The organism is Mastigocoleus testarum BC008 (assembly GCF_001456025.1).
Taxonomy (GTDB): Bacteria; Cyanobacteriota; Cyanobacteriia; order Cyanobacteriales; family Nostocaceae; genus Mastigocoleus; species Mastigocoleus testarum.
Map to the genome: position 1 here is coordinate 1 of NZ_LMTZ01000002.1, position 24,916 is coordinate 24,916.

Below are 24,916 nucleotides of genomic sequence, written 5' to 3' on the forward strand. Positions count from 1 at the left end.
GTGATTTTATGACCATTCCCTCGATTTTTTCTGACTTTGGCTTTAAAATCACCCGTTTCTCTACGACGTTGGAACCATGTATTGATGGTATTACGACTGATGTTGAAGAATTCACTGGCTTCACAGCGCTTCATTCCATTAAGTTCAATTGCCTCAATCACTTTTCGTCGCAGATCATAACTGTAAGACCTTGCCATTGGAATTGTCCAGACTAATCACTTCTCGATCTATCTTACCTTACGTCCTAACTAAGCTGGCGATTGCTATAAATTCCCCATATAACCTTAGCCTAGGTAACTATATATTTTTTGATGTTTAATTTAAAACTGACGCAGCGTAAATTAAAATCAAAACAATACATAATTATTTGAGATTACAAAAAGTAATTTGTGATACTTATTTTTTTAGTAAGTACCATTCCTGAAAATTTAATTAACAATTCCAAATTTTCATGTTGAGATTTTGGAACTTGATATTTGGAATTTAAGATTTGGAATTTGAGGTTTGGAATTTGAGGTTTAAGATTTGAGATTTAAGATTTGAGATTTCAGGTTCGGAATATGATATGTAGTAACTCAAGTCTTTTCAATCTCAATATCTTTTTTCTCATATTATATGGATTGTGAGATTTTATTAAAAATAATTAATCCAGTTTTAAGATTTTTGTTTGCTCGTGATATTTTACTTTTACTAAAAGAGAAGTAATAAAATAACACAAAAACAAATTCAACAAAAATTGTTAAAATTCACAGCCAAAAAATCTGTAAAATTTGTGTCTAACTTGTTCCTCTTCACTGCTAAAATCTCCCTACATGAAAACCATTCACACATCATCCAAAAATAATGTAAACAGTGAACAATTTGCTGAAAAATACTTGAGATGAAAAATAAAGTCTCAGCAATTAATATTGAATTATCAAGTGCAGAAAATTAAGTAGTGAGTGCACAGTTAACTGTTAACTATTAACTGTTATAAGTCTGTAACAAAAGACCACTAATGACTAATTTATTATGGCTGCAAGGTGGAGCCTGTTCAGGTAACACCATGTCATTTCTCAACGCAGAAGAACCTACGGTTTGCGATCTGGTAACTGATTTCGGCATTAATGTATTGTGGCACCCTTCTTTAGGTACTGAGTTGGGTGACAATGTACAAAGATTGTTGTGGGATTGCATTTCTGGTAGAGTTTCTCTTGATGTTTTAGTATTTGAAGGTTCGGTTGTTAACGCCCCAAATGGAACCGGTGAATGGAACCGTTTTGCAAACCGTCCAATGAAAAGTTGGTTAGCGGATTTAGCTCAAGTAGCTAACTACGTTGTAGCGGTGGGAGACTGTGCAACTTGGGGTGGAATTCCGGCAATGGAACCTAACCCTAGCGAATCTCAAGGATTACAGTTTCTCAAACGCGAACAGGGTGGTTTGTTGGGGGAAGAATTTCGCAGCAAGTCAGGAGTACCGGTAATTAATATCCCTGGTTGTCCCGCTCACCCCGATTGGATTACGCAGATATTGGTTGCGATCGCCACAGGTAGAATTGGCGATATTACTTTTGACGAGCTAAATCGTCCTCAAACCTTTTTCAAAAGTTTTACCCAAACAGGTTGTACTCGCAACATTCACTTTGCTTATAAAGCATCTGCGGCTGAATTTGGTCAGCGTAAAGGATGCTTATTTTACGACTTGGGTTGTCGCGGACCCATGACCCATTCTTCTTGTAACCGGATTTTGTGGAATCGCGTTTCTTCCAAAACTCGGGTTGGAATGCCCTGTTTGGGTTGTACGGAACCCGAATTTCCATTTTATGACCTCAAGCCAGGAACAGTGTTTAAAACCCAAACTGTTATGGGTGTTCCTAAGGAATCACCTCCTGGGGTCAATAAAATCGACTATGTATTGCTCAGCATCGTGTCAAAAGATGTCGCGCCAGGTTGGGCTGAAGAAGACTTTTTTACTGTTTAGGGGATTGGGGATAGGCAATTAGCGATTAGGAGTAAACAGTCCCCAATTGCAAGTCCCCAGTCGCCATATGCCGCAAGGCGGCATGCAGTGCTATCCCCAGTCGCCAGAGGCTTTGCCGACGCCGCAGGCGGCACACAGTGCTATCCCCAATCGCCAAAAGGAGAGGAGAATGGAAATTCAAACTTTAGATATTTCGCCCCTCGGGAGAGTTGAGGGCGATTTAGATGTCAGAGTAGAAGTTGAAGATGGTCATGTAGTAAATGCTTGGACTCATGCGGAACTATTTCGCGGATTTGAAGTTATTTTACGTGGGAAAGACCCACAGGCAGGCTTAATTGTTACTCCTAGAATATGCGGCATATGTGGAGCTTCCCATCTTACCAGTGCCTCTTGGGCATTGGATGTTGCTTGGCAAACAGAAGTTCCACGTAACGCTATTTTAGCCAGGAATCTCGGTCAAATAGTTGAAACTCTACAAAGTATACCGCGTTATTTTTATGGCATTTTTGCTACCGACTTAACTAACAAAAAGTATCAAAATAGTATTTTCTATACAGAAGCCTGCGAAAGATTTGCTGCTTTTAGTGGTACCTCTTACGAAAAAGGTATTACTATTTCTGCCAAACCGGTAGAAATTTATGCCCTTTTTGGCGGACAATGGCCCCACTCTAGTTATATGGTGCCAGGGGGTGTAATGTGTGCCCCTACTTTAACCGATGTTACCCGTGCCCTATCAATTCTAGAATATTTCCGTACTAGCTGGTTAGAGCCTGTATGGTTGGGATGTTCTTTAGAACGTTATGAAGAAATCCAAACTTATGAGGATTTTATGGTATGGTTGGATGAAAATCTCAGCCATCGTAATTCTGATTTAGGTTTCTATTGGCGGATGGGCTTAGATATAGGTTTAGATAGATATGGTGCCGGTGTAGGTAAGTATATTACCTGGGGATATCTACCCCACGAGGCAAAGTATCAGAATCCCAGTATTGAGGGACGTAATGCTGCCATGATCATGAAAAGTGGAGTTTATGAAGCTTCTAGTGACACCCATGTACCGATGCACCATTCTTTTGCTCGGGAAAATACAGTTCACTCTTGGTATTCTGAAGGAGAAGCTGACATTTATCCTCTTGATCGCAAAACTAAACCAATCCAAAACAACGCCAAAGATTTTAATGGTAAATATTCTTGGTCAACGGCAGTCAAACATCAAGACTATGGTCGCTTAGAAGCCGGTCCTTTAGCTCGTCAATTGGTTGCTGGTGGTAAACATGGCGAGTCTTGGCAGCATTATGATGGGTTTATTCTTGATACCTTTAAGCATATGGGTGGTGCTAGCGTTCACTTACGTCAGTTAGCAAGAGCTCACGAACTCGTGAAGTTATATCGTCAAGCCGAACGCTGTTTGCAGGAATTTCGTCTTAACGATCCCTGGTATATTAAACCTCAAGAAAAGGATGGACGGGGTTGGGGTGCAACAGAAGCTGCACGAGGTTCTTTGTGTCATTGGGTCGATATTGAAGATGGTAAAATCAAGAACTATCAGATTGTCGCTCCAAGCACTTGGAATAGTGGACCTCGCGATGCAGAAGGAGTACGTGGTCCAGTCGAACAAGCGTTAATTGGAACGCCAATTGAAGACCTCACCGATCCTGTGGAGGTAGGTCATGTAGCTAGGTCTTTTGACTCTTGTTTAGTTTGTACAGTTCATGCTCATGACGCTAAAACTGGTGAAGAGTTAGCGCGTTTCCGTACTGCGTAACAGTTTGATTCCAGCTTGCAAGTGAGTTCAATGGAAAATAAGTTCTCCTTGCAGCTGACTTCTAACTTCTAACTTCTAACTCCTGACTCCTGACTCCTGACTCCTGACTCCTGACTCCTGACTCCTGACTCCTAAATTCCTACTTCAAAAACTACACTATAAGCCTGTGTCTGAATTAGCATTACACCGATATCTCTCCATTCTTCCAGAGACAGCACTCCAAGAATTTACTCAATGGTGTGTTTTAGAACAAGCAAAAGAAGCCGGATATGAGTTTACTCCCAATGAGAGTAAATTGGAAAATCTTTCTCCTGAAGAATATATCCACCAACTTATAGACCAATTTTTAAAGGTGAAAAATAACCCGATCAGAGATGGATTAGCTGCAGTATCTGCAGGAAAACTCGTCGATCAACATGGTTTATCAGGAACTGCAGTGATGGTTGATTTCATTTCACTATATGTTAAGTACTTGTTCCCATCAGAAGGTAATGATGCTCAACAAGCCGATGAATTAATCGAGCAAGCTTCACAACAACAATTTGAAAAACTAACTCAAATCGCTAAAGAACATAATGTTGAGTTGAAAGCTTAAGCAAGATTGATTTCTCAATTGATAGTTGTAACGTTCTTTCAAATAAAATAATGCGTTACAGCTTTATTAATTTATTTTCTTAAGCTGCACCTATTTTCTTAAGCTACACCCATTTTGAAAACCTGAGTTTTTATCTGAAGGTACATTACGCTGAATGTGCTCAAGGTTTAGATTCATCATTCAACCAATAAATGCTCAGACAATAAATATATTTTTGTGCAGACCTATCAGAATAATTTCAAAGCTATGCCCATAATCCAAACAGAAATATTTCCCGTTAAGATAACTGTTAATATCAGAAAGAATATTTACTCAGGAGAAGTTTATTTTGACGATAATGTCAATATAGTTTTCCATCATCATGTAACAGAAGATGAAGATTACTACATAAAAACTTCTCTTTGTGAACTTACAAAAAAATACCAAGGCAAGGGGAAGTATTTTTTACTTGTAGATCTGAGAAATGCTCCTAAAGTCGGTGTGATGATTACACCATTGGACAAGTTAGACGAGATTTACACTTTTACCAAGCATCAAGAAACTGATAAATTTTTAGCAAGCATTAGCTAGAACAGGGTTTAGAAATCCTATCTGTAAATCTTAAGAGTAGGGCGATAAAATTCAAAGTCTATCTATTTACTTGTAAGCCATATAGAAAATAGACAATATAGAATAATCGTCATCAAAAGATGTTTCACATCCTATAGGTAGCCTCTGCATATATTTAGCTAGCAATTTTATCAATTTCCCTACTCAGTATAATTTAAATGTCATCACTTCAATATATTTCTGATTCCTCAGATATCAAGTGAGGTATATTACAAACCAGAACAAAAGTAACTAAAATTACAAAAAAAATAAATATAAAAATTTTATATACTGGCACTGAAGTAACTTATACTACTCCGAAGTTTGTACTTAGGTCTCAAAAGGTAAGAAAAAATGTATATATTTGCAAGTTGTCAAATACTAATAATTTAAGTATATATGAGCAATCAACATCCCTCATAAATTATTAAATTGATCGAATTGCCGTACTTCAGAAATAAATATATGTTTCTGATTTAACTTTAGTCACAATTTTGACCTTCAGTTACAATTCAGTGAATTTTAAGAATGTTCTTAGACTCATATGTTATTTTCCGAATAAATAGTATTTGAAGTTGTAGGTGATACACAGCACCGAAAGAACTAAACGTTGGAGCTTAAGACATATGCAAAGAAGAAAACTGCTAAGAGATTTGTCAATCGGAGCTGTTGGAGTGACAGCAATTTCCCTTGGTTGGAACTTTCGTGATTTAGTAGTAGCTTCAAAACAAAAAGAGAAGCCCCACTGGGGTTATATCGGTGAAGAAGGACCTGAAAATTGGGGTAAATTATCACCAGAATTTTCTTCCTGTAATTTAGGTACAGCCCAATCACCAATTAATATCAATTCACCTATTGAGGCTAATCTCGACCAGTTAGAAATTGATTATCAAAGCTCTCCATTACGGATTATTAATAACGGTCACACAATCCAAGTTAATTATCAGTCAGAAAGCATACTGAAGTTAGATGGAGAAACTTATAAGCTCGTACAATTTCACTTTCATCACCCCAGCGAGCATAAAGTTAACAGTCAAAATTTTCCAATGGAACTACATCTAGTTCACCAAAATGAAAAAGGGTCTCTAGCTGTATTAGGTATATTTCTCAAACAGGGTAAAGCAAATAAAGCTTTAGAATCTATTTGGGAGGTTTTACCGGAGAAACAAGGAAAAGAACAAATAATTCCTAATGTAGAAATTAACGCTTCTGAATTGCTACCAACGGATAAAGAATTCTATCGATATTATGGCTCTTTGACCACACCACCTTGTTCGGAAAAGGTTAATTGGATTGTTTACAAAAAACCAATTGAGGTATCGGTCGCACAAGTACAAAAATTTTCTAAATTATTTCCACTTAATGCAAGACCAGTTCAAAATTTAAACCGCAGGTTTTTATTGGGTTCAAATTAAAAGCGGTGTATTGTAGGGTATCAAATATCTAGCAGCTAGATGTTTGGTCGAATGCACCGATCCACGATACCTATTCCCACAAATAAAACAATCTACAAAATCTCAAATACGGACTAGAAACAGCTTGTTAGTCAATATTTCTTTCCCTACTGAGAAAAAATTACATGCATAGGGATAACTATTTTTCTACTAATACTCTCTTGCTTAGCAGTTTCCGGTCCTTCAATTATTCACCCAGTAGAGAGTTTTCCAGTAGAAAGTTTTGAGTTTATTTTCTTATCTATTTATCAACTATTCACTTGTCAAAATCCTCATGATGAGATAGGTCTTTCTATAAAAATTCAGTTCCTTGTCCGAGCTTAGAATTAAAGCTTAATCTACCACCATGGTTTTCTTCAACAATTTGGCGCGCGATCGCCAGACCTAGTCCTGTACCTTTATCTGCACTTTTAGTTGTAAAAAGATTATTAAAAAAAGTGGCGTTGGTGAGTGCGTAATGCTTTTCATATAACTATCTACGAAAAATCAATGTTTCAATAATTCGATTCCTTGATTAGCATTCTCTATTCAGCAACGCCGAAATGTGGATTAAATAAAGTACAAAAGTAGGGTGCTGTTAGCATAGCGTAATGCACCATTCTAAATTTCAGAATTACAGGTTATTAAATTCTTATTCCTAAAGACGTAAGTCTGAGTAAATATTAGACAACAAAGAAGTCTCGGAAAATATTGACATTGGTTGAATCTTCAATAACACCAATTAAGTCATCTTGGAAGTAAATCAAAGTATCAGATTCAGAACTACCACTTAAATTATCAAAACCAAGAGAGTATTGTTCGGAATTTCCACCGACTTCGATGAAATCGCGTTTGTAATCCCAATCTTGGATAGTTGCGTAACTTTCACCCTGGTAATAAGCTCCAGAAGAATTACCCAGAACAAAGGTGTCAAATCCATTTCCACCAACTAGAGTGTCATATTCTGTCCCACCTGTAGAATAGCCATCAAGGCGATCGTCTCCTCGACCCCCATGAAGAAGATCGTCTCCTTTACCGCCCTTGAGGATATCATCTCCTTTACCACCTTTCAGGGTGTCGTTCCCTTTACCACCTTTGAGAATATCGTCTCCTTGATTCCCGTAAAGACTATCATCCCCCTGGTTACCGTAAAGAATATCATCATCTTTACCACCTTTGAGAATATCGTTTCCTTTACCGCCTTTGAGAGTGTCATCTCCGGCATTTCCATTAAGACTGTCTTCACCTGCATAACCATGAATAAGGTCATCACCTCTCAAACCAGAAATAGTGTCGTTACCTAAACCACCATTGAGAACATCATCATTAGATGTACCTTTATTAACGAGAGAAAAAACATTGTCCTGAATGATAGTTGTATCGGTATTTCGCTTAATGATATCCGATAGACGAGTATTTTCTATGATTGCAGCTTCTTCTGGCGTAAAGACATTTTCATAGTAGAAGCGATCGCCATCTCGTAAGACTTGAAATTGGTAAGTTAGAACAGCATATACGCTTTCACCAACACTAGCATCAGGAAGTAAATCTTCAGCTAACATACCGACAAAAAAGTCGATGTTATCTACACTACCATATAATTCTTGTAAAGTATTTTGTTTCTCTTGGTCTGAGGTAATCTCTGCAAAACTAGTCACGCGAGATAAACCAAAGGCTTCTCTAACTGTGTTGTAATCAGCTAAGCCATTGAGTCGTCCGCGTTGAATATTGATTGCGGCTAAATCCCTCGCGCTGACAGCACCTCTTGGACCCATACCAAACAATAAGTTACGCACATCGTCAATGATTTCATTGTCTACCTGTTGGCTTTGGGAAGAAGAAATACCTCTAAGAATAGGGTCTATACCAGCCTCTTGAAGAACTCCAGAACCTGGAAAGAAGACTTCACTTAAAGTGACGTTTCCTTCCGGAATAACCTCACCTTCAGTATCTAAGCGGACAATATTTGAACTAAGTTGAGTATGACCTAAACGAAATGCTGCAGTACTGAATGTGCGAGTAATACCAGGGTTGACCTCAGAATTATAGCCTGTGTATTCAGGTAAAGCATTGTCACCCAATAATGCTGGAATATACTCATTAAAAGTAATTGATTGCATTTGGGCGATGTTAATTTGACGAGCACGTTGAAATAGTTGCTCGTCAGTCCATTCTGGATGTATTTCCTTAAGTTCTGTTGCAATACGGTTATGTTCTCTTACAAAGAGGGTGTGAACCGATGATAGTACAGCATTTTCATTCCCTCGGACATCTCCTGCAACAAATAAATCTGTAGGATCCTGACGGGTGGGATTATCATTTTCTACACCACCCTCATTCACAGGTAAATTAAAGGGTAGTAAATCACCTTCACTGGTCTTGAGTTGACCTCCCTCAAAAGAACGCAAAAAATCATTACGCTCTTCATCAGATCCATATACATTTGAGCCATCTATCCAAGCAGTAATAACGTTGGGTAATTGTTTTGGATTATTGACATCAGTTCCGGTATCTTCGATGACTTGGGAATCATTAAGGTCAATAACTACATTACCGGTATTTTGTGGGTCTAAGAAAGGATCCCCCGCAGGTACGGGAATCGAAACAGGTTTATTTCCATCTTCAGGGGTCAGGCTAAGATCATGGTCGAGAAACTGTCCCCAAGCCCAGATAAAGTTAGTAAGTCCTCTAGGATCGAAAATATCTTCATTTTGCTGAGAAATAGCGTTACTAATTTCCCGTGGGTTCGGACGATCTTGTCCTGTAGGGGTAGAGAAACCGTCACCATAATTAAGCGGTGCAATATTTACCAGAGCACTATCAGTCGCTCCATATTCAGGTTTATCCAGGTTGTTTCCAGTTCCATCCAAAGATTGAACTTCGAAATCACTATCTAAAAAGGGGTTATTGAAAAAGATTTGATTTTGCATTGGGTTAAATCTTTAAAATTATTGAAAATGAATGAAAATGACAATTAGTCTTAAAAGCAAACTTTAATAACTTATACAAGCTCTCCAATAAGTTAATAGAGGTTTGGGAGAAGCAAAAATCACAAGAAGTAATAAATGTTACCGCACCTATAAGTAGTTGGTTGCGTTACGCTACAAACCTTTATCTCTTAATTCAAGCTGTATGAGTACTATTTCAGAAAATTTAAGTAATTGATTTAATGCTTTTAAGTAAACTTATGTTTTAAAAAGTTTTTTCAACAATCGCTATTAGGTTTAGAGAAAAGATGGATATTTACTCAATGTCAATTAAACGATAGCTGAGAATATCGCTTGGAGGTAAAAAATCTTTTTTTGAAGCAAAAGACTTAATAATAAATTAAATATTCAAGTTTTTGAACTGAATAGAGACTTACAGAGCGATCGCAGATTCAAACTGTAAAACTATATTTACCACCATAAAAATGGTAGTAGTATTGGAGCAATAATTTTCAAGTAATTTTTTACTCTCTCAAGCTATTGGGAATACAAAAGGAAGTTGACATTTCTTCCTTATCGCATGCTGGAAAAAAGATCGTGAAGATTTCATAAGCTTTAAACGGGATTAGAAAACATCTCTGTAGCTTTGATATTGAATATCAGATAATTTTTCAAAAAACTGGCTGACATTTCAAGAAACTAAGCGATAAATTAATATTGAGTGTAATTTTTTAGTTATTCTTACCCTTGTAACTAATAAATATATTACACCTAGATAAAATAGTTTCAATACATTGTTTCTAATCTTTGTATATTCTTCAAGATTTGAGCTTATTTAAATTAACTGAATACAAATACTATAAAAATAATAGAAAATTTATCTTGGTTGCAAAATTCTTTCCAAAATAAAACTTAAACAAAATCATAGGGCAATGTTCGTAAATGTAGCCTTTTTCCTGGTTAAGTCATCTACTAAAGGGATAATCTAACTGAGAATAAGAATAGTGAGTTCCTGTGATGATATCAATCTGGTTAATTAGACATGGAGAGTCTGAAGCTAACGCTGGTTTACCAACTTCTGATGTTACTTTAATCAACCTGACACAGAAAGGACAACAACAAGCTAATAAAGCTGCTTCAGCGTTTACCCAAGCACCTTCTTTGATTGTCACTTCGCCTTATATCCGTACCAAGCAAACAGCACAACCTACTGTTGAGCGCTTTACTTCTACTCCTCAGACAGAATGGTTAGTACATGAATTTACCTACCTTAGCCTTGACCGACGTCATAACACAGCAGCAAAAGAAAGACTTCCAATGTCGAAAGCTTACTGGGAAAGGTGCGATCCAAACTATGTTGATGGTGTAGGCGCAGAGTCATTCGCAGATATGATACAGCGAGTACAAGATTTTCGGCAAAAAATATATCGATTGGAGGAAGAGTTTACTGCAGTTTTTACATACGAAATATTTATCAGAGCATTTTTGTGGTTAATGCTTAGCAATACTGTAGAAATTAACTCTCAAGCAATGGAAGAATTTCAGGCTTTTATCAAGTCCTTAAAAATTCCCAACTGTGGAATTGTCAAGTTAGAATGTCGTAATTCAGATATATGGTTGAATGGTGTATCTACATCACATCTGTCATAGATATATCTTTAAAGATATCCCTTGAAAATTAACTGTGTATTCTCAAAAATTTTTGGTAAACCATTAGCATATTATTAGAAATAATACGTCGTATCTACATAATATTTAATATGCTTTTTCTAATATTGTTTTGATTTTAGATATTGATACTATATTTGCTGCAACATTAGCATCATATGTGGACTGTCTAAAAAACCATTTTTTGTATAAAACTTTTTAAGTTCTCCATCCTTCATTGTCAAAAGATAAATTAAGTTGATGTCCATAGTTGATAAGGTCTCAACTAAATGACGAAGTAGTTTTTTTCCAATACCTTGGCGTTGTCGATCGCTGCGGACGCATATTTCTCTTAAAAAGAAACGTCTGTAATTGCAAGACTGTTCGGAGTAACCAGCGATAAATCCAAGGAGTTCTTGACCTGCTTGCAGCATTTTACTGTCTACTTGCAGAAGTTTTTTGCGATCGCAGAATACGAATCCTACAAATCCAGGTGTATGAAATATTTCCCATAGAAGTGTTCTTGCACTATCAAAACTCCAAGACTCGTTCCACGGTTCTTTATTGAAAACTTGTACTAATAGATTGGCACAAGCATCAAGATGTTCGCTAGTAAGGGTTAAAATTTCTTCTGACACAAATGATTTTTCAATTACCAATTACCAATTACCAATTACCCATCACCTACCGACTTATTCTTATCCTTGTTTTTATTTTCCAAATATTGCTCTATATCAGCAACAGCATCTTCCCAACTTGCTAAGTCAATACCGGAGGAGTTATCAGTTACTTTGCTGTTATTTGTAGTGTCGCTAATTGAATGAGTATTCTCTTCTTCTGTATTCTCATCTTCGTGCAGAATATTTTGTAACTGCTCTAAAGATTCTTCAAATTCTTGAGCAGCTGTGCGACGCTGCTTTTGCTGATTTTCCTCCATAGCCTTTGATTTTCCTCTATAATTTCTTAATTATTAGGACTAAATTTTAATTATTAAGACTAAAACTTAATAGATTATGGCATATGTCATAGATCTAGAGTTTCTTTTATTCGAAGATTTTTCCTAACTCACAAATCAAAAGCCTTGATCGCAAAATCAGCGAGGGTAACGGTAAAACTTTTCTGTTGTTCGCTAGCAACAAAATTTGTAATCACTTCACAAGCGACTGCGACAGTCAAAATAACTAAGTTTCGGGCTAAGGGATAGTCGCAGACGTCATCGTTAGCAGGTGTCGGTACGCGATAGATTTGATTCCAGATGATTTCTGCATAGTCGCTTGCTAAACCTACATGAAGACAAGGTATATGAGTAGCACAGTAATCTGTAACTATTTGACGAGCAATACTATTATCGAAGCAATCAACGACAAGAGCACTTCCATTTAATAATTGTTTTACATTGCTTGGAGTCAGTTCTTGGGAACGTCCATCTACTGCGATACCCAAAGCCCGATATAAGCTATTAGTAAGAATTTTGGCTTTATATGCTCCCACATCAGAACGATAGTAGGGTTGGGTTGAAAGATTGCGCTCTTCAATTCTGTCTTTATCAATTACCCGCAATTTACTAAACCCGGAACGAGCAAGATTTTCGGTCAGATTTGCACCCAAAGCTCCCGCACCACAGATAGCGATCGGAAAATCTCTTAACTTTGCCATTAGTGCAGGAGTACGATGTAGTTGTTCATGGAAAAATGCGTCAGTCATGGGGATTGGGGATGGGTGAAAGTGTGGGAAGTGTAGGAAGTGTGGGAAGTGTGGAAAGTTGGGGATTTGGTAAAAATAGAATAGATTAAAAACTATTTTAGTTGACAATTTTACTTTCCCCAGTGGGATACTAGTTTGTCATCGAAAATTTAAATTGTTTAGTTAGAATATATTCTCTAGGACTTGTCTCAAAGCACTAGTGTAACTTGATTTACCTCACTTTACCTTTGCAAGGTTCTCCCAAATATTTTTACCGGTCAATATGTAATTCCTAAACTCTGTAGGGGTGAAATTACTACCGCATCCCCACCAATACAGCATTGAAATCAATACCTATAATCGTTTACATTTATTAACAATAATCTTGTGGGGATTTAAGAAATATTGGTTTTAAGAATAGTAGATCTAAGAGTATCAGGTTCAAGAATTTTGGCTTTAAGAATAAATTTATGTAAAGGTAGGAATGTCGGTTATGCAAGTACGATGGAAAAAACTATTTCTTAAAACCTCTGTATGGTTAACTGCAGAAATAATCTTGACTGTAGTTGGTTTAGATAATTTAGCGGATTATAGTGAATTTGTTTTACAGAATCAAAACATAACACAAGTTACCGAAGCTTTTTCTAATCTAATTACTCTGATTTCATGATTTTTATGAATTTAGACTATTTAATTTAAATTACTATTTCAATTTGGTTATTTAAATTCTAAAATATTAGTCTTATGGTTTTATTTTTGTAAGTATAACTGTTTTATATTTAATTGCGATCGCTTCATCCCTCTTCAAAATATTCAAAAAATATGGAACAATTAGAGTCTACATTACTAAGACCTGCAAGAACTTAAAATTCCATATAATCTATTCATCTTAAGTTACTTCACCAACAGCTATTTGCCAAACTACCCTAAATGACTGGAAGGAATCCTGAGATATTCTTTCTTCTACTAAAGCATTGACGGAACGTTTGAATATAGCTTCCAAGTCTTGGCGAATATTTTTGCTTTCTAACTTAAGTAATTCAGATGGTTCTAAATTTTTGAGTTGCTGTTTAGCTTTTCCTTTGACTCGATCCAAAATATTGTTTAAACTCTTTTCCATCTGATTTTGTGTCTGAGATATATACGGTATTTTTATGTTCAAAGTTTTGCTGATTCCTAAAGACTGTTCCCAAATAAGAATTAAAGATAGCAACTGATTTCTCAAACGCTTGTTATGCTCTTTTTCCATATTTTTTTTGGCTTTTTGCACAATAGCGTTAAATATTTCTTCTGACTCAGGAATTTGTTCGATGACACCGACAGTTATTTGCAGAGTTTTTCTAAAAGATTTTAAAGATTCACGAGAAATTTTTCCTTTATTGCGAGCATTCTGAGCTTTTTGAGTACACAGTAGTATTTTTGCAGTTTTATTAATGATATTAAAACGTAGTTCCTCCATCGCATCGATTTGGTTTGATTTATAAGCTGCGAGCAAAGAAGTTGCTGCTTTTATGGACTCTTCTGCATCCATCAAGGCAGTTACTTCTAAAATATAATCATCAGCTTTATTTTTCTTCACTGCATTTTCTCGGAATAAAAGTACTAACCAAGAAACAAATGGGAATGCAATTGCAACGAGAACTTCCATGATTCCCGAATAACGCTCAAACCATGTAGGATCTTCCTTTTGATAGTAAGCTTTTGCTCCGGGATGAATTGGTCTTCCAGTTCCACCTGCTCCACTAAGATTATCGGGTCTACGAATGAAGGCTGCAGCTGGTACTTGATTTTCTTTATATTCGCATGTGGGATTTTGATTCTCTTCAAAAATATTATTATCTTTGCACCCATATACTAATTCTTGACGATGCTCGTAGAGAATTTTAGTAATTTTACGAATTACCTCTTTATCAACACTTTCATGTGCTAAAAATAATCTATTAACAGATATAGTAGGTAAGTCTCGATCAGGAATTGGTGGGTTACCTTGATAAGCTCCTTTAGGAATAATAGCCTCATCTAAATCTGGATGTTCTATTTTCATCGCCTTAGCTTGTTCGATGGGTATTAATTTTGCATTGCAGTGTTTATTTTTAAAAATTTCGTTGCGAATAGAATAATTACCTGCACGACGAACATGAAATACCACATCTGCTTGACCGGCACAAAATGCTTTGTCTGGGTTACTACTTTCTACAGAATAAAATTTATATTTGTTTGTTGAATATTTGAAGTCGTGTTCAATGTAATATTTGGTTAATTTTCTGTTGAGTAAACCATAGTGTTCCATTAAAAAATCAAAAGATTGTATTTGACCTCCACCTGAAGGTGGTAAGACAACTCGCTTTCCTTTTAAATCCAGAATACTGACAATTCCAGAATCTTTTTTAACGATTAATTGATACACATCTGGGAATAGTAAAGATACAAGTTGCGCTTCTGATGGTGCAGGTATATCAGCCTGAGCCATAGCTAACTGTACTCGTCCTTTCTTTAGTAATTCTAGGTTCTCCTGAGTGCCATCAGTGCGTTTAAGAACACTAAGTTCAATATTACTATTAGAGTTATTGACTACCTGTTCTAATTTTTTGGCAAATATAAAACTATCTCCGTTGGGTTTTCCTGCTGCAATTACCAGGTACTGTTTTTGATTGCGAAATAAACTGATAAAGGAACAAATAAGTAATCCCAGAACAAATAAAATAATGAGTCGAGATTTATACTTTATCATTGTCATAAAATGGTAAATCTAACACTACTGGCAGAATTAATTTCTTAGCTTTTACCTTTTAGATGAAATAGTTTGTTAGCTCTTTATTCTGGTTGCTACACTTGAGGTTTGCAGGATTCCATATTATTTTCGCTTCAAAGGAAAAATTAATCACAATTTAAACTAACCTTAATTTTTAGTTTATGAGATTCTGACTAATGAAATTATTAGTTATGAAATTATCTAAGCTGGGGGATTTACTTTAGAAAAGTGTCAATCTAATTGAGAAATTTATATTAGATCGGCTTCTCATTCACATGAGACATAATTCCCTTTCAGTATAAATAGTAACTGTATAGCTTAATTTATTTAATCCTAAGACTATAAGATACCGTAGTGAATTAGACGAATCAGATTACAGTTTTACGTATTGCTATGCAGTAGTTACTTATGGATATGGAAACACTAGTGAAGTTAAAATTTGGCGATGGTGACTTTTTACGAGGTTTCAGTCAAGAAGTAAACACCATCACGATCGCCGCAAATCCTGAAGATAAATCGACAGAGATTGAAATTCAACTTCCTAGCGCCCCAGAAATTCCAGTTTTATATCAAAAATGGCTTGATAAATATACTCTGCTGACTAATCCTTCAAGAATTGGTTTTAAACGCAAACAAGTTACTAATTTTTCTTGGTCTGAGTGTTATCAGGAATGCGAACAATTTGCTGAATATTTACGCGCACAATTAAATCATTGGCTTGTTGGGATTAAACCAAAATTAGCAGGAGTTGTTCAATTAAGTTCCAATTATGACATCATATTTATTATTGATGCTCAAGATATAAAATGCCAATCAACTAAGAATATTTTGCACAGATTACCATGGCGAGAATGGGATTATTTTTCTGGTAATTACTGTTTAGAAACTGCATTAACTTTTAACCAATTTCAATCACAAGTTAATTTAATTAAAGAAAATAATATATTTAGAAGAGTTAAAGTTACTAGTATTTTTGGTGACAATCAAAATATAGATATCGAAACAGACCGAGAATTAAAGGAAATCAAAACCTTTCCAGGACATTCTCAAGGAGTTTCTAGTGTTAGTTTCTCTCCAGATGCTAAAACGATTGCTTCTGCTTCATTTGATGGGGATATTAAACTCTGGGACATAAACACTGGTCGAGAAATTACAACCCTTAAAGGTCATTCCCAAGGAGTTAGCAGTGTCAACTTTTCCCCCGACGGTAAGACCATTGCTTCTGCATCAGGTGACGGTACAGTAATTTTGTGGAACTTTGATTTAGAAAGTTTGCTAGATGAAGGCTGCAATTTAATACGCGATTATCTGCAAAATCACCCCGACGTCAGCGAAGATGATAGACGCTTGTGTGATGGTATTGCTACCAATAAAAATAATTAGGGCTTGCTGAATAAATAGAAAAAAGTGGATGTTCAATACATTCTGGTAATGTAGTATTATCAAGCGGACAGTCCTCCATAATAATATTCTAGCTATTATAAACTTCTATTTTTTTAATAAAGCCTACAAAATTAATCAGTCTTTTAGATATTAAAGATTATTTCGCCAGCAGTATCAAAATCTGAAAAGAGTTAATTTTAACCTTAGTAGATTTTTGCAATACTTGAGATTATGAAGCTTTATTACATACCTACAACAAGAGCAGTTCGTCCTCGATGGCTCCTGGAAGAAATTGATATTTCCTACGATTTGGTTAATGTCACAATGGAAATGTCTCGCTCAAATGAATATGCCAACCTTAATCCTCATGGTAAAGTTCCAGTATTGGTTGACGAAAATGTAACTATTTTTGAATCGGCAGCAATTTGTGCTTATCTTGCTGATAAATATTTGGAGCGAGGCTTTGCACCAAAACTAGAATCATCTGCACGGGCATATTATTATCAATGGATGTTTTATGCTTCTCTAACTTTGGAAGCCCCAGTAGAGCAATATATGTTTCATGTGTTACCAGATTTACCAGAAAAGTTATTGCCTAAACAAGCACAAGCAAAAGTTACGCCGGAGGAAGCTACACAATGGTTCGCGAAGGTGTGTGGACCCCTAAATGAACTCCTCAAAGATAATAATTATTTAGTAGAAAACAGCTTTACTGCTGCAGATGTAGTGACAGGTGGTGTCTTATTATGGGCATTAAAACTGGGAATGCTCCAACAGGATAGCCCTGTTAAAACTTATCTTGCTAGGCTAATGGAACGCCCTGCCTTTCAAAAGGCTGATGAAGATACGTATGCCAAGATAGATTAGGGACAAAGTAAGAGAACTCTAAAAGAAGAAGCGAATGCAACGAAATTGCTACCAATAAAACAGTTAACAGTTAGCATTTCACTTGAGCCCGTAAGGGTTTGACATTAGCTGTTAACTGTTAACTTTGAACTGTAGCCCGTAAGGGCGTGGCGTTAGCCATAAACTGTTAGCGAAGCGTGCGCGTTCCTAGCGTAAGCGTACCGTAGGTATTGCGCATTAACTGACTAACAAACCATTTCTCTTGTAGCCTCAGCATCAATAGGTTTAGTCAGATAAATCCGTAATAAATGACCGACAGTCGAAGCTATTAACGGTACTTTCTGGAATAACTTAACAATTTTGGGTCTGTTACTGTTGTTAATCTCAGTCAATTTCACATTGTTCTCAGAACACTTTTCTAAGCGACGGAAAAAGTCTGGATGCTTAGTATTTAAAATGACAGGAAATGCTCTTGCCGCAGTTTCATTGGTCTTTTCTATCACATCAATATTGTACTGTCGAGCATCCAAACCAACGGAATCATAAAATGTTGAACGCTCTAATACCGTCAGGGTGTGAGTAGCAAATACAGAAAGTAAAAAGAAACGTACCCATAACCGAGCTTTCCAATTATCGTAAAGTTTCCCTTGGGATCTCACCAATACCTTAAAGAAATCTCCATGGCGATTTTCGTCCTGACACCAACTCTCGAAGTAGCGAAATAGCGGATAAAATTGATTCTCTGGATGTGACTCCAAATGACGGAACATAATTATGTAACGCCAATAACCTATTTTTTCTGATAAATAGACTGTATAAATCACCCATTCTGGAGGAAAGAAAGTGTAAGTACGATTTTTAGTTAAATAACCTAAATCTAAAGACAAGTTAAAGTCTGACATTGCTTTATTCAAAAAGCCTGCATGACGAGCTTCATCCCTCGATAGGTATCCAAAACCTTCCGCAAGTAGGGGGTTTTTATTTTTGAGTCGTCGCGACAACTCTTTAAACAACAGAAATCCCGAAAATTCAGAAGTACAGGAACGTTCTAGAAACTCAATAAAAGCAAGACGTTTTTCTCCATCAATGCTGTCCCAGCACTTTTCGAACTCTTCACTACGCACAAAGTGATGGCGATTGTAATCTGATTTTAACTCCTCGATTACTGCTTTTAACTCAGACTCATGCCCAGAGAAATCCATCTGCGCGATCGCCTCAAAGTCAGTAGTGTAAAATCGGGGCGTTAGTAATGTCTCCTTTACCGGCGCTTTAACTCCCGGTTTGAGCATCTCCGGTTCTAGGGTTTGAAGCGATTTAACCATGAGAATTCTGCCATTTAATGCTTACAAGGCTATATAAACACGATTTATTCAGTAAATCTATAATTGGTTAACTTATCTGAAGGATTCTTCAAAAAAATTGTTGATAGGTGGATGATTTTGAGGATATTTACTTAGGAGTTGGGGATTGGGGTGAGCCCGCGCCTAACGGCGTTAGCATAGCGTGGCGTTAGCCATATGGGGATTGGCGTTAGCGTTAGTAACGCACCATTCCAAATTTCAGAATTACAGGTTATTAAATTCTCATTCCTTACCCATAAAAACACCATTTATTTTAGAACTTCATATTTAGAACTTCATATATAGTTATCTACTAACTAAACCTTATTTTTGATATGAGCATCCGCAACTTAAGAAAGAAAAAATTTTGTTTCCGTTACCCAATCCCCAGTCGCTAGTCGCCAATCCCCAATAAACACTTGTTAAGAAAAGTCAATGCTTGTGTAGTGATACGAAGAATAGTGATTAAATAGTTTTAAGTAAGAGTCTATAAGACTAAATTTTATCTTCATGGAAATAGTCTTTGCTCTGAACCGGGCGATTTTGGTCAAAGAAAGCCAAAAATAATAAATCGAAGGGGAATCCATGTTTCGGAAATAAATTCAACAAACTGTAAATCCAGTTATTAAACTGGTGAAGTTTCCGATTCATTCTGCGCAAATCCAACAAACAACAGGATTTGAATATAAGGGAATTGATAATGAGTAATGGTCTAGCGATCGAGCTTCGTAAGAGAACGCAGAAAGCTCATACAGCTGCGGAAAACGTAGGATTTATGAAATGCTTTGTCAACGGAGTTGTAGATCGTGACTGTTTTGCAAAGTTTTTAGGTAATTTATATTTTGTTTATGGCGAACTAGAAGCGGCTGTTCAAACACATCAAAATCATCCAATTGTTAGTAAAATTTATTTTCCCGAACTGAATCGTAAGGCTAATTTAGAAAAAGATTTAGAGTTTTACTACGGTAAAAATTGGCGACAAAAAATTACTCCATCTCCAACTACCAAAAGTTACGTGAATCATATTCGTAAACTTTCTGCTTCATCGCCAGAATTATTAATTGGTCATACATATACCCGTTACATGGGTGATCTTTCTGGGGGTCAGATGTTGCAAAAAGTTGCTCAATCCACCCTCAAACTAGAGGGATATCAGGGTACATCTTTTTATCATTTTGAACAAATTCCCGACAAAAAAGCATTTAAAAATAAATATAGGGAGGCGTTAGATGCTTTACCTATTGACGATATCACTAGAGACAAAATAGTTACAGAAGCAAACTATGCTTTCTCACTCAATATGCAAATCATTCAAGAGTTAGAAGCAATTTTGATCCATGCGATAGGGGAAATTACATTTAAGAAACTCACAAGTCATCACAGTTCTGGTAGTACGGAAATCGGTTAAAAAAGTCAGGAGTAATAAGTAACAAGTAATGAGTAACAAGTAATGAGTAATAAGTAATGAGTAATAAGTAATGAGTGAGGAGTAGGAAATAAGAAGTAAGAATTGAGAAGGATTTACCAATTACCAATTACATAATCCCCAATCCCCATATGGCTAACGCCACGCTATGCTAACGCCGTTAGGCGCGGGCTTCACCCCAATCCCCAGTCCCTAATCCCTAATCCCCAATCCCTAATCCCTAATCGCCAACCCCCCAATGCTCGATATCATCAAAAAGTACGATACTCCAACACCAAGATATACTAGTTACCCACCAGCGACGGAATTAACTGAGAAGTTTACCTTCAAAGATTTTCAAGCACGTATTACAGCTTCTAATCTGCGACGGTCACCACTTGCTTTATATTTTCATATCCCCTTTTGCCAAAATCCTTGTTATTACTGCGGTTGTAATACGATATTTTCTCAAAATAAAAATATTGCTCAACTTTATCTGGAGTATTTGGTCAAAGAGATTGAGAATACAGCTAAGCTAATCGATCCACAACGGGAAGTTGTTCAAGTTCACTGGGGTGGAGGTACTCCCAATTATTTGAGTTTGTCACAGGTAGAATTCTTATGGAAAAAAATTACCCAAAATTTTACTGTTAATTCTAATGCAGAAATATCTATAGAAATTAATCCCTGTGAGGTTGATAAAGAATATATTTTCTTCCTCCGGGACTTGGGGTTTAACCGCATTAGTTTTGGGATTCAAGATTTTAACCCTCAGGTACAAAGTGCTGTTAATCGCATTCAACCTGAAAAAAAACTATTCGATGTGATGGATTGGATTAAGGTTGCTGGGTTTAAAAGCGCAAATGTCGATCTAATTTATGGTTTACCCTATCAAAACCTCGATAGGTTCCGCAAAACAATAAAAAAGACTATCCAGTTAGACCCTGATCGAATTGCTGTTTTTAATTTTGCTTACGTTCCTTGGATCAAACCGTTACAGAAAAAAATTCCTGTAGAAGCTTTACCCCACCCTCAGGAAAAGTTAGATATTTTCCAAATGACTATTGAGGAACTTACAAATAATGATTATGTCTTTATTGGGATGGATCATTTTGCGAAACCTCACGATGAACTGGCGATCGCTCAACGGAACCTCCAACTCAAACGTACATTTCAGGGTTATACGACCCATCCAGAAACTGAACTCTTTGGTTTTGGAGCTACATCAGTAAGTTTGTTAGAAGACAGTTACGCTCAAAACTATAAAAAATTAAAGGATTATTATCAAGCTATTAAAGATGGAATTTTACCGGTGTACAGGGGGTTTCAATTAAACCGGGATGACATCATCAGACGAGAAGTGATCGTCAATATTATGTCCAACTTTCAACTTTGCAAACAAGATATCGAAGAGAAATATCACACCAATTTCGATGATTACTTTTTTCGAGAACTCCAAGCTCTAAAAAATTTGGAAGCTGATGGGTTGGTACATCTATCATCAACACACATCGAGGTTACGGAAGTTGGTAGATTACTAGTGAGAAATATTGCCGTCATATTCGATACTTACATTACTCAAAAAGAACAAAAATTCTCTCGAGCAATTTGAGAAACACAGATACGAACAGCGCTACGCGCGAGTCATTAGCGGCTAGCGTAGGTCATGACGCTGTAAACACGCTCAGTGTCTGTGCTTATACCCCCCGCCTTGCTAACACTTTGTGTTTACCCGCATCCTAGCGGATGTTAGCGTTGCTAGCGTAGCGTACCGGATCCGTAGGTAGCGCAGCTATAGTATTGCGTGACAGTCATACAGCTTTGCTGTCTATAAAGCGTCACACTGCGTTAATGCGTTTCCGTAGGACATATATACTCAAAAAAATAAATAACTTGATAACAAACTATGTCAACACAGTTCTAATAAAACCCAGTCGTAATGACTGGGTTTTTAGTTATGAGTTATTTTGTTATGTCTTTACTGAGCGGTAGCATTCAGTGTGATTCAGTGAAAAAGTATAGTTTACTTAATGAACAATGAAGTTAAAGGTGTTAAAAATTAATTTCTAATTATTTATTACCAACCATTTGTCGGTAAATAAATTACATCAATGTGTGGAGAAGCAAATTAAACATCAATCAAAAAACTAGCTATAAAGTCAACAGATTAATTAAAAAAATTGAAACATTGATGCTAATTTAAAAATTGATTTTTACGGATTTTCTAACTGTTTTGTTTTTTCATTGATACCAAGTGTGATTAGAATTTCTTCCAATCCGATTCTGAGGAGAATAATATAGGACGAGAATACTAGGGGAGCTACAACTAAACTTCCAATTCCCAATGTTAAACCGTTATTAAAACCTTCCGTAATTATTACTACAGCCATTAAAGCAGCAAAAACCATACCGATTACGTAAAAAATTCCAACAATTTCTACTGCTTCGACAGCCATAAACTTAGAAAACGAAAAATCAAATAACCGAAGAAAAAAGTTTTTACTTAGGGACATAAAATTTTAATTTTCCTTTAATACCCTGACAATTCAGTCAAATTTATTCACTTTCATTCAAAAGTACCAAGAATCAATAAATTTTGCACTGACATGCAGTAATAACTATCTTTATTGTATTCTGTTTTGGAATATCGTACATGATGTTACCACTATGCAGTTATAAATCAGAGACTTTATCTGTAAATTATTTGTTTCTTTAATCCTACTTAACAGATCTAACAATTGTTAATTTTGTCATAAGCATAACCACTCAAAATGACTTGTGATATGGGTATATCATACAATATGAGCTTTGTCCATTTACTTCGAGGAATATTTAGCTGAAAACTTATTGACAGTTGTCAGTTATCAATTACCAATTACCGATTACCGATTACCGATTACCGATTACCGATTACCAATTACCAATTACCAATTACCAATTATTTCAAAATAATTATTCCGGATCGCAGCGAATTTCTACCATGAAACCATCAGGGTCGTAGAAGTACACACCGCGCCCTGTGGGACGACTTACGGGTCCGTGAGCAATGGTAATCTGATTTTGTTTTAGCACTTCAACTGCACCATCAAATAATTCTGGAGCAATATCGAAAGCTAGGTGATAAGCTCTAGTAAAGTTTTTTTCTGGATCTGGATCGGGAGGATTTAAGTCTGGAGCGCCAAATAGATCCAAAATGGTACCGTCAGGGGTAATAAAATTAGCAACTTTTCCTTCTGCAACTAATTTGACTAAGGTTTCAGGAACCTCTTCACCTGTAAGCTCATGTAACCCTAGGATGGTACCGTAAAAATACCGGGAAGCTTGCATATCTTTTACGTTGAGAGCAATATGATGCACTCTACGTAAATCACCTGCATTCAATACGCTTTGTTTACTTTGGTTTTTTAGATTTTGGGGAGTAGATACCATGGAAGAAAACACTGTTTAGCTACAACAACAATAGAATGGCAAAATATTTTGCCTTCTACTATTAGTCTAAATGGGGTGTGCGATAAGCCATAGGCATGCGCAAAGCGAACGCTTGTATCAAATTCGGGTTAACGCTTACACTTATTTATATATCTAAAATCTATGTCTGAAATTTACATTCCTTCTGGTTCTAGCTTTGATTTGAAGCGAGCTAAAGAATTAGCGATGTTAGTTGAGGAATCTTATCATTTTTATGAGCTAGACCAAAAAAAAGAAACTTTGGAACCTGAAAAAACGGGTTTTCTGGATGTTGATTTGCATACAGGTAATGTTTCCGAACGCTTAAATTATTCCATTCTTTCTACTTTTCGATTTACTGGTTTTTGGTTAACACGTCCTGAAACTGTAACTTTTGGGTTTATCGCTAAGCGGATTTTGGAAGATGGAAATGTAGGTATTTTTATTGTGTTTCGGGGAACGCGAGAAAATCAGGAATGGTATCAGAATCTTAATTCCAATCAGGAAGATTTTCTCGGTGTCCCTGAATTAGGTTTGGTCAATGTGGGAACCCATAAAATATATACCCGTGCAGTAAAGAATCGGAATTTGCATTACGCTCGTCTTACTGCTGACGGTAATCTTTCTTATATAAAAAATAAAAGTCGTTATCCAGATTTGATTTCTCGGAATGGTCACTCGGAAGCGATAACAGAAACCGTACACAAAACATTAACTGATTCTACCCAATGTCCAGCAAATTCCCAAGTGTTTATCACCGGTCATAGTTTAGGTGCAGGTTTAGCTACTTTTGCTGCACTTCATGTTGCAACTCAAACAAAATTTCAACCTATCCTTTATACTTTTGCTAGCCCTAGGGTCGCAGCTCCAAATTTTAAGGAGCAATTTACTAATCGAAACATAGAATATTATCGGATTGCTAACGCTGAAGATGTTGTACCGACATTACCTTTAGCTAATTTCAACTTCACTAAGGTTAATCCCATCCAAAATTTCTTTAGTCGACTGCTATTTCTCAATCAACTTACATTAATGGACATACGCTATCAGCATATGGGAGAACCAATTTATTTTAGTAAGCAATTGGGTTCTATTTTAGATAATCACGACATCATAACTTATCGGAAAGCGTTGTAAAAGAGGCA

The 24,916-nt window shown here is 36.3% G+C and carries 22 protein-coding genes and 1 pseudogene; 13 read left to right on the forward strand and 10 right to left on the reverse strand.

Annotation, left to right across the window (positions count from 1 at the left end; genetic code table 11):
- A partial coding sequence (locus tag BC008_RS01070) for an IS630 transposase-related protein (RefSeq protein ID WP_201026062.1) occupies positions 1-197 on the reverse strand: 197 nt, incomplete at its 3' end.
- 800 nt (positions 198-997) lie between these two features.
- Between BC008_RS01070 and BC008_RS01075 the strand changes: the two genes are divergently transcribed.
- The 5 genes from BC008_RS01075 (at position 998) to BC008_RS01095 (ending at position 6,323) form a co-directional block, all read left to right on the forward strand.
- Positions 998-1,960, forward strand: a complete 963-nt coding sequence (locus BC008_RS01075; protein WP_027846704.1) for a hydrogenase small subunit — start codon at positions 998-1,000, stop codon at positions 1,958-1,960.
- A gap of 169 nt (positions 1,961-2,129) precedes the next feature.
- The gene (locus tag BC008_RS01080) at positions 2,130-3,725 is read left to right on the forward strand and encodes a nickel-dependent hydrogenase large subunit (protein ID WP_027846705.1); all 1,596 of its coding nucleotides are present in this window, start codon (positions 2,130-2,132) and stop codon (positions 3,723-3,725) included.
- 166 nt (positions 3,726-3,891) lie between these two features.
- A complete protein-coding gene (locus tag BC008_RS01085; RefSeq protein ID WP_027846811.1) occupies positions 3,892-4,320 on the forward strand; it encodes a hypothetical protein in 429 nt (142 codons plus the stop codon).
- A 246-nt stretch (positions 4,321-4,566) separates the two neighbouring features.
- Positions 4,567-4,890, forward strand: a complete 324-nt coding sequence (locus tag BC008_RS01090; RefSeq protein WP_036268939.1) for a hypothetical protein — start codon at positions 4,567-4,569, stop codon at positions 4,888-4,890.
- Between the two features lie 644 nt (positions 4,891-5,534).
- Complete coding sequence (locus BC008_RS01095) at positions 5,535-6,323, forward strand: carbonic anhydrase (protein WP_027846809.1); 789 nt, start codon at positions 5,535-5,537, stop codon at positions 6,321-6,323.
- 331 nt (positions 6,324-6,654) lie between these two features.
- On the opposite strand, the pseudogene BC008_RS46020 reads toward BC008_RS01095, so the two are convergent.
- Positions 6,655-6,795: pseudogene (locus BC008_RS46020) on the reverse strand (ATP-binding protein); the annotation flags it as partial.
- A gap of 229 nt (positions 6,796-7,024) precedes the next feature.
- Positions 7,025-9,271: a peroxidase family protein gene (locus BC008_RS01100; protein ID WP_058182971.1), complete on the reverse strand. Its 2,247-nt coding sequence runs from the start codon at positions 9,269-9,271 to the stop codon at positions 7,025-7,027.
- A gap of 1,014 nt (positions 9,272-10,285) precedes the next feature.
- Between BC008_RS01100 and BC008_RS01105 the strand changes: the two genes are divergently transcribed.
- Positions 10,286-10,918, forward strand: a complete 633-nt coding sequence (locus BC008_RS01105) for a histidine phosphatase family protein (protein ID WP_027845615.1) — start codon at positions 10,286-10,288, stop codon at positions 10,916-10,918.
- A 149-nt stretch (positions 10,919-11,067) separates the two neighbouring features.
- Here the strand turns inward: BC008_RS01105 and BC008_RS01110 are convergent, their stop codons facing one another.
- The 3 genes from BC008_RS01110 to BC008_RS01120 all read right to left on the reverse strand — a co-directional run bounded on the left by BC008_RS01110 (position 11,068) and on the right by BC008_RS01120 (position 12,619).
- Positions 11,068-11,553, reverse strand: a complete 486-nt coding sequence (locus BC008_RS01110) for a GNAT family N-acetyltransferase (protein WP_027845614.1) — start codon at positions 11,551-11,553, stop codon at positions 11,068-11,070.
- A 35-nt stretch (positions 11,554-11,588) separates the two neighbouring features.
- Positions 11,589-11,852, reverse strand: coding sequence for a hypothetical protein (locus BC008_RS01115; protein ID WP_027845613.1), 264 nt, complete (start codon positions 11,850-11,852; stop codon positions 11,589-11,591).
- Between the two features lie 128 nt (positions 11,853-11,980).
- Positions 11,981-12,619: a ThiF family adenylyltransferase gene (locus BC008_RS01120; protein ID WP_027845612.1), complete on the reverse strand. Its 639-nt coding sequence runs from the start codon at positions 12,617-12,619 to the stop codon at positions 11,981-11,983.
- Between the two features lie 472 nt (positions 12,620-13,091).
- Between BC008_RS01120 and BC008_RS50235 the strand changes: the two genes are divergently transcribed.
- Positions 13,092-13,268 carry a hypothetical protein gene (locus BC008_RS50235; protein WP_201026063.1) on the forward strand — a complete coding sequence of 59 codons (177 nt, stop codon included), beginning with the start codon at positions 13,092-13,094 and terminating at the stop codon, positions 13,266-13,268.
- Between the two features lie 219 nt (positions 13,269-13,487).
- On the opposite strand, the gene BC008_RS01125 is transcribed toward BC008_RS50235, so the two are convergent.
- Entirely contained in the window at positions 13,488-15,335 is a 1,848-nt protein-coding gene (locus tag BC008_RS01125) for a TAXI family TRAP transporter solute-binding subunit (protein ID WP_027845611.1), read from the reverse strand.
- A 423-nt stretch (positions 15,336-15,758) separates the two neighbouring features.
- Here BC008_RS01125 and BC008_RS45660 point away from each other — a divergent pair, with 423 nt between their 5' ends.
- The gene (locus BC008_RS45660; protein WP_063800728.1) at positions 15,759-16,733 is read left to right on the forward strand and encodes a WD40 repeat domain-containing protein; all 975 of its coding nucleotides are present in this window, start codon (positions 15,759-15,761) and stop codon (positions 16,731-16,733) included.
- A 231-nt stretch (positions 16,734-16,964) separates the two neighbouring features.
- A complete protein-coding gene (locus tag BC008_RS01135) occupies positions 16,965-17,600 on the forward strand; it encodes a glutathione S-transferase family protein (RefSeq protein WP_027847055.1) in 636 nt (211 codons plus the stop codon).
- Positions 17,601-17,824: 224 nt separating this feature from the next.
- On the opposite strand, the gene acsF is transcribed toward BC008_RS01135, so the two are convergent.
- Positions 17,825-18,901: a magnesium-protoporphyrin IX monomethyl ester (oxidative) cyclase gene (acsF, locus tag BC008_RS01140; protein ID WP_027847063.1), complete on the reverse strand. Its 1,077-nt coding sequence runs from the start codon at positions 18,899-18,901 to the stop codon at positions 17,825-17,827.
- A 718-nt stretch (positions 18,902-19,619) separates the two neighbouring features.
- Between acsF and BC008_RS01145 the strand changes: the two genes are divergently transcribed.
- The gene (locus BC008_RS01145) at positions 19,620-20,327 is read left to right on the forward strand and encodes a biliverdin-producing heme oxygenase (protein ID WP_027847086.1); all 708 of its coding nucleotides are present in this window, start codon (positions 19,620-19,622) and stop codon (positions 20,325-20,327) included.
- Positions 20,328-20,583: 256 nt separating this feature from the next.
- Positions 20,584-21,936, forward strand: a complete 1,353-nt coding sequence (gene hemN / locus BC008_RS01150; RefSeq protein ID WP_036268622.1) for an oxygen-independent coproporphyrinogen III oxidase — start codon at positions 20,584-20,586, stop codon at positions 21,934-21,936.
- A gap of 601 nt (positions 21,937-22,537) precedes the next feature.
- On the opposite strand, the gene BC008_RS01155 is transcribed toward hemN, so the two are convergent.
- Entirely contained in the window at positions 22,538-22,837 is a 300-nt protein-coding gene (locus BC008_RS01155) for a DUF4282 domain-containing protein (protein WP_027846575.1), read from the reverse strand.
- Positions 22,838-23,132: 295 nt separating this feature from the next.
- Here BC008_RS01155 and BC008_RS50240 point away from each other — a divergent pair, with 295 nt between their 5' ends.
- The gene (locus tag BC008_RS50240) at positions 23,133-23,276 is read left to right on the forward strand and encodes a hypothetical protein (RefSeq protein ID WP_201026064.1); all 144 of its coding nucleotides are present in this window, start codon (positions 23,133-23,135) and stop codon (positions 23,274-23,276) included.
- Here the strand turns inward: BC008_RS50240 and BC008_RS01160 are convergent, their stop codons facing one another.
- Positions 23,277-23,753 carry a VOC family protein gene (locus tag BC008_RS01160; protein WP_027846574.1) on the reverse strand — a complete coding sequence of 159 codons (477 nt, stop codon included), beginning with the start codon at positions 23,751-23,753 and terminating at the stop codon, positions 23,277-23,279.
- A 162-nt stretch (positions 23,754-23,915) separates the two neighbouring features.
- Here BC008_RS01160 and BC008_RS01165 point away from each other — a divergent pair, with 162 nt between their 5' ends.
- Complete coding sequence (locus tag BC008_RS01165) at positions 23,916-24,908, forward strand: lipase family protein (RefSeq protein ID WP_058182972.1); 993 nt, start codon at positions 23,916-23,918, stop codon at positions 24,906-24,908.
- Positions 24,909-24,916: the final 8 nt, after the last annotated feature.